The sequence below is a fragment of the Halostella salina genome (assembly GCF_003675855.1).
GTDB classification, from domain to species: Archaea; Halobacteriota; Halobacteria; order Halobacteriales; family Natronoarchaeaceae; genus Halostella; species Halostella salina.
Genome location: NZ_RCIH01000015.1, coordinates 1 through 5,284 on the forward strand (window position 1 = coordinate 1; position 5,284 = coordinate 5,284).

Consider the following 5,284-nt stretch of genomic DNA (forward strand, 5'->3'; position numbering starts at 1 on the left):
GAAGTCCGAAGGAGATGAGGATTCCACCCCTGCGGTCCGCCGTACACGATGGGATCTGATGTTAGCCTTGGTAGTTCGGTGCCACCCGGCCGGTCAGCGGCTCGGTGGGCACCGAGCACGGACCACGCAATATGGTGTGTACTCTGACGAGTACACCCGCCAAGCCCCCCAGTCCACCACGGACTGGGAACATTCCGGTTGATCCTGCCGGAGGCCATTGCTATCGGGGTCCGATTTAGCCATGCTAGTCGCACGGGTTCAGACCCGTGGCGAATAGCTCCGTAACACGTGGCCAAACTACCCTACGGAGGAGGATAACCTCGGGAAACTGAGGCTAATACTCCATACAGCTCTCTCCCTGGAACGGGCTGAGCTGGAAACGCTCCGGCGCCGTAGGATGTGGCTGCGGCCGATTAGGTAGACGGTGGGGTAACGGCCCACCGTGCCGATAATCGGTACGGGTTGTGAGAGCAAGAGCCCGGAGACGGTATCTGAGACAAGATACCGGGCCCTACGGGGCGCAGCAGGCGCGAAACCTTTACACTGCACGCGAGTGCGATAAGGGGACCCCGAGTGCGAGGGCATATAGCCCTCGCTTTTGCACACCGTACTGAGGTGCGCGAATAAGGACTGGGCAAGACCGGTGCCAGCCGCCGCGGTAATACCGGCAGTCCAAGTGATGGCCGCTGTTATTGGGCCTAAAGCGTCCGTAGCCGGCCAGGCAAGTCCATCGGGAAATCCACCCGCTCAACGGGTGGGCGTCCGGTGGAAACTGTCTGGCTAGGGACCGGAAGACCCGAGGGGTACGTCCAGGGTAGGAGTGAAATCCCGTAATCCTGGACGGACCGCCGGTGGCGAAAGCGCCTCGGGAAGACGGATCCGACGGTGAGGGACGAAAGCTTGGGTCACGAACCGGATTAGATACCCGGGTAGTCCAAGCTGTAAACGATGCTCGCTAGGTGTGGCACAGGCTACGAGCCTGTGCTGTGCCGCAGGGAAGCCGCGAAGCGAGCCGCCTGGGAAGTACGTCTGCAAGGATGAAACTTAAAGGAATTGGCGGGGGAGCACTACAACCGGAGGAGCCTGCGGTTTAATTGGACTCAACGCCGGACATCTCACCAGCTCCGACAGCAGGAGTGACAGTCAGTGTGATGAGCTTACTAGACCTGCTGAGAGGAGGTGCATGGCCGCCGTCAGCTCGTACCGTGAGGCGTCCTGTTAAGTCAGGCAACGAGCGAGACCCGCACCCCTAATTGCCAGCATGGCCTTCACGGCTGATGGGTACATTAGGGGGACTGCCAGTGCCAAACTGGAGGAAGGAACGGGCAACGGTAGGTCAGTATGCCCCGAATGAGCTGGGCGACACGCGGGCTACAATGGCCGAGACAATGGGACGCAACCCCGACAGGGGACGCTAATCTCCTAAACTCGGTCGTAGTTCGGATTGAGGGCTGCAACCCGCCCTCATGAAGCTGGATTCGGTAGTAATCGCGCCTCAGCAGGGCGCGGTGAATACGTCCCTGCTCCTTGCACACACCGCCCGTCAAAGCACCCGAGTGAGGTCCGGATGAAGCCGGCCACGCCGGTTGAATCTGGGCTTCGCAAGGGGGCTTAAGTCGTAACAAGGTAGCCGTAGGGGAATCTGCGGCTGGATCACCTCCACCGACCCGAGACCAGGCCGACGCGCCTGGCTCACCTTTGGCGTCCACGCTCGACCGCCCACCACCCGCCCGACCGACCGGGCACCCCAGAACTACCAAGGCTAACACTCCATCACACCCAGTCTCCCTCACACGAGGGAGCGGGCCCATAGCTCAGCGGTAGAGTGCCTCCTTTGCAAGGAGGATGCCCTGGGTTCGAATCCCAGTGGGTCCATGTAACTCGGATTCGGTCCCGGACCGACGGCCTTAAGTGGCAGACGGCCCGACGATGGAATCCGAAGCAAACCGATGCACCATCCCGCGCAAGCGCGGTTGGGAAGGGTTGAATACGAGTCCGGTGACACCCAGACTCGTATGATGACGCCGTGTGTACGTGCAATCCAGACGTCCACTGGACCCGTTCCCGGGTCACAGTGACAAGATCGATAACCACAACGTGGCTACTGTGCCACCTGGTGGATAGCTCGGCTCGAGTGCCGACGACGGACGTGCCAAGCTGCGAAAAGCTCCAGGGACCCGCACGGAGGGGAAGAACTGGAGGTCTCCGAATAGGAATCCTCTCGCAATTGCCTTGCGCAATGGGGAACGCCGGGAATTGAAACATCTCAGTACCGGCAGGAAGAGAAATCAAACCGAGATATCGTTAGTAACGGCGAGTAAACGCGATACAGTCCAAACCGAAGCCCACACGGGCAATGTGGTGTTCGGACTGACTCTCATCGTCGGAAAACCTGCATGAAGTCTCCTGGAATGGAGCGTGATACAGGGTGATAACCCCGTAATGCAGACGAGTACGACGTGCGTCAGCTCCAGAGTATCGGGGGTTGGATCTCCCTCGTGAATGTGGCCGGCATTGACGGCCAAGACTAAATACACCTCGAGACCGATAGCGGACAAGTAGCGTGAGCGAACGCTGAAAAGCACCCCACAAAGGGAGGTGCAATAGGGCTTGAAATCAGGTGGCGATCGAGCGACGGGGCATACAAGGTCCTCTGAAAAATGAACCGGACGCGAGTCCGCAGTAAGCATCGGAGGAAGCCGATGTTCCGTCGTACGTTTTGAAAAACGAACCAGGGAGTGTACTTGCTTGACGAGTCTAACCCGAGCATCGGGGAAGGCGCAGGGAAACCAATACGACCGCAGCCTTACGGCCAGGGTCACCGTGTTCAAGCGCGGGGAGTCAAGCGGGTACGACCCGAAACCGGACGATCTATGCGTGGGCAAGGTGAAGCGTGCCGAAAGGCACGTGGAAGCCTGCTAGAGTTGGTGTCCTACAATACCCTCTCGTGACCTACGTATAGGGGTGAAAGGCCCATCGAGTCCGGCAACAGCTGGTTCCAACCGAAACATGTCGAAGCATGACCTCTGCCGAGGTAGTTCGTGGGGTAGAGACACTGATTGGGAGACCCAACTCCGAGAGGAGTTGGCCTCCCTGTCAAACTCCGAACCTACGAACGCCGTCGACGCAGGGAGTCCGGTGTGCGGGGTAAGCCTGTGCACCATGAGGGAGACAACCCAGAGCTGGGTTAAGGTCCCCAAGTGTGGATTAAGTGCGACCGAAGGTAGTCTCGAGCCCTAAACAGCCGGGAGGTGAGCTTAGAAGCAGCTACCCTCTAAGAAAAGCGTAACAGCTTACCGGCCGAGGTTCGAGGCGCCCAAAATGATCGGGGCTCAAATCCACCACCGAGACCTAGCGACACCTTTCACAAGGTGATTCCGTAGGTTGGCGCTCTATTCGGCTGGAAGCACGGGTGAGAACTCGCGTGGACCGAATAGTGACGAAAATCCTGGTCATAGTAGCAGCGTTAGTCGGGTTAGAACCCCGACGGCCGAACGAGCAAGGGTTCCTCGGCAATGCTGATCAGCCGAGGGTTAGCCGATCCTAAGTCCTACCGTAACTCGAATAGGACAACAGGGAAACTGGTTAATATTCCAGTGCCACCATGCAGTGAAACCGACGCTTTGGGGTCACTCAAGCTGGGCATTCGCCCAGTCGAATCGTCAAACTCCGTGGATGCCGTAATGGCAGGAAGCGGACGAACGGCGAGATAGGGCAACTTGAGCCAACCTAGAGCCCGTGAAAAGGGAGCATGGTGTTCGTACCAAGAACCGACACAGGTGCTCGTGGCGGCGAAAGCCAAGGCCTGTCGGGAGCAACCGACGTTAGGGAATTCGGCAAGTTAGTCCCGTACGTTCGCAATAAGGGATGCCTGCCCTCTTCGGGGCAGGTCGCAGTGACTCGGACGCTCCGACTGTCTAGTAACAACATAGGTGACCGCAAATCCGCAAGGACTCGTACGGTCACTGAATCCTGCCCAGTGCGGGTATCTGAACACCCAGTACAATGGGGCGAAGGACCCGTTAACGGCGGGGGTAACTATGACCCTCTTAAGGTAGCGTAGTACCTTGCCGCTTCAGTAGCGGCTTGCATGAATGGATCAACGAGAGCGTCACTGTCCCAACGTTGGGCCCGGTGAACTGTACGTTCCAGTGCGGAGTCTGGAGACCCCCAAGGGGAAGCGAAGACCCTATAGAGCTTTACTGCAGGCTGTCGCTGGGACACGGTCGCTACTGTGCAGCATAGGTAGGAGTCGTCACACAGGTACCCGCGCTAGCGGGCCACCGAGACACCACTGAAATACTACCCGGTAGTGACTGTGACCCTCACTCCTGGCGGAGAACACCGGTAGCCGGGCAGTTTGACTGGGGCGGTACGCGCTTGAAAATCTATCGAGCGTGCCCCAAGATTTCCTCATCCGGGTCGGAGACCCGGAAGTGAGCGCAAGAGCATAAGGAAGTCTGACAGTGACATTCCCAACGAGTGTCGCTGACGCGAAAGCGTGGTCTAGCGAACCAATCAGCCTGCTTGATGCGGGCGATTGATGACAGAAAAGCTACCTTAGGGATAACAGAGTCGTCACTCGCAAGAGCACATATCGACCGAGTGGCTTGCTACCTCGATGTCGGTTCCCTCCATCCTGCCCGTGCAGAAGCGGGCAAGGGTGAGGTTGTTCGCCTATTAAAGGAGGTCGTGAGCTGGGTTTAGACCGTCGTGAGACAGGTCGGCTGCTATCTATTGGGGGTGTCACGGTACCTGACGGGAACGCTCGTATAGTACGAGAGGAACTCCGAGTGGTGACCACTGGTGTATCGGCTGTCCGAAAGGGCACGTGCCGAGCAGCCACGTCACACGGGGTAAGAGCTGAACGCATCTAAGCTCGAAACCCACCTGGAAAAGAGGTACCACCGAGGTCACCCGTAGAAGACGGGTTCGATAGACTCGGGGTGTACGCGCCAAGGCAACGAGGCGTTGAGCCCGCGAGCACTAACAGACCAAAGCCACACATTCATCAGAATCGCACTGTACCCGGTCGAACGGGTCCAGGCGTTACCTGGATTGCACGAACACAACGGCGTCACAAGACCACCGACAGCGGTATTCCATCGCGGTTCGACTCCGCGAGTCGGCGTTAAGGCGGCCACAGCGGCGGGGCAACACCCGTACCCATCCCGAACACGGACGTTAAGCCCGCCAGCGTTCCGGCAAGTACTGGAGTGCGCGAGCCTCTGGGACCACCGGATCGCCGCCTGCCCACTCATACTCATACTCATACTTTCAGCCC

Annotated in this window: 1 tRNA gene and 3 rRNA genes; all 4 read left to right on the forward strand. The window is 58.6% G+C overall.

What is annotated here, in order from left to right:
* Positions 1 to 191 precede the first annotated feature (191 nt).
* Positions 192 to 1,662: ribosomal RNA gene (locus D8896_RS19000) — 16S ribosomal RNA — on the forward strand.
* Between the two features lie 141 nt (positions 1,663 to 1,803).
* Positions 1,804 to 1,875 (forward strand) — tRNA-Ala (locus D8896_RS19005).
* A gap of 217 nt (positions 1,876 to 2,092) precedes the next feature.
* Positions 2,093 to 5,009 (forward strand): 23S ribosomal RNA (locus D8896_RS19010).
* A gap of 123 nt (positions 5,010 to 5,132) precedes the next feature.
* Positions 5,133 to 5,254 (forward strand): 5S ribosomal RNA (rrf, locus tag D8896_RS19015).
* Together the 16S, 23S and 5S rRNA genes with 1 tRNA gene alongside form the textbook arrangement of a ribosomal RNA operon.
* Positions 5,255 to 5,284 lie beyond the last annotated feature (30 nt).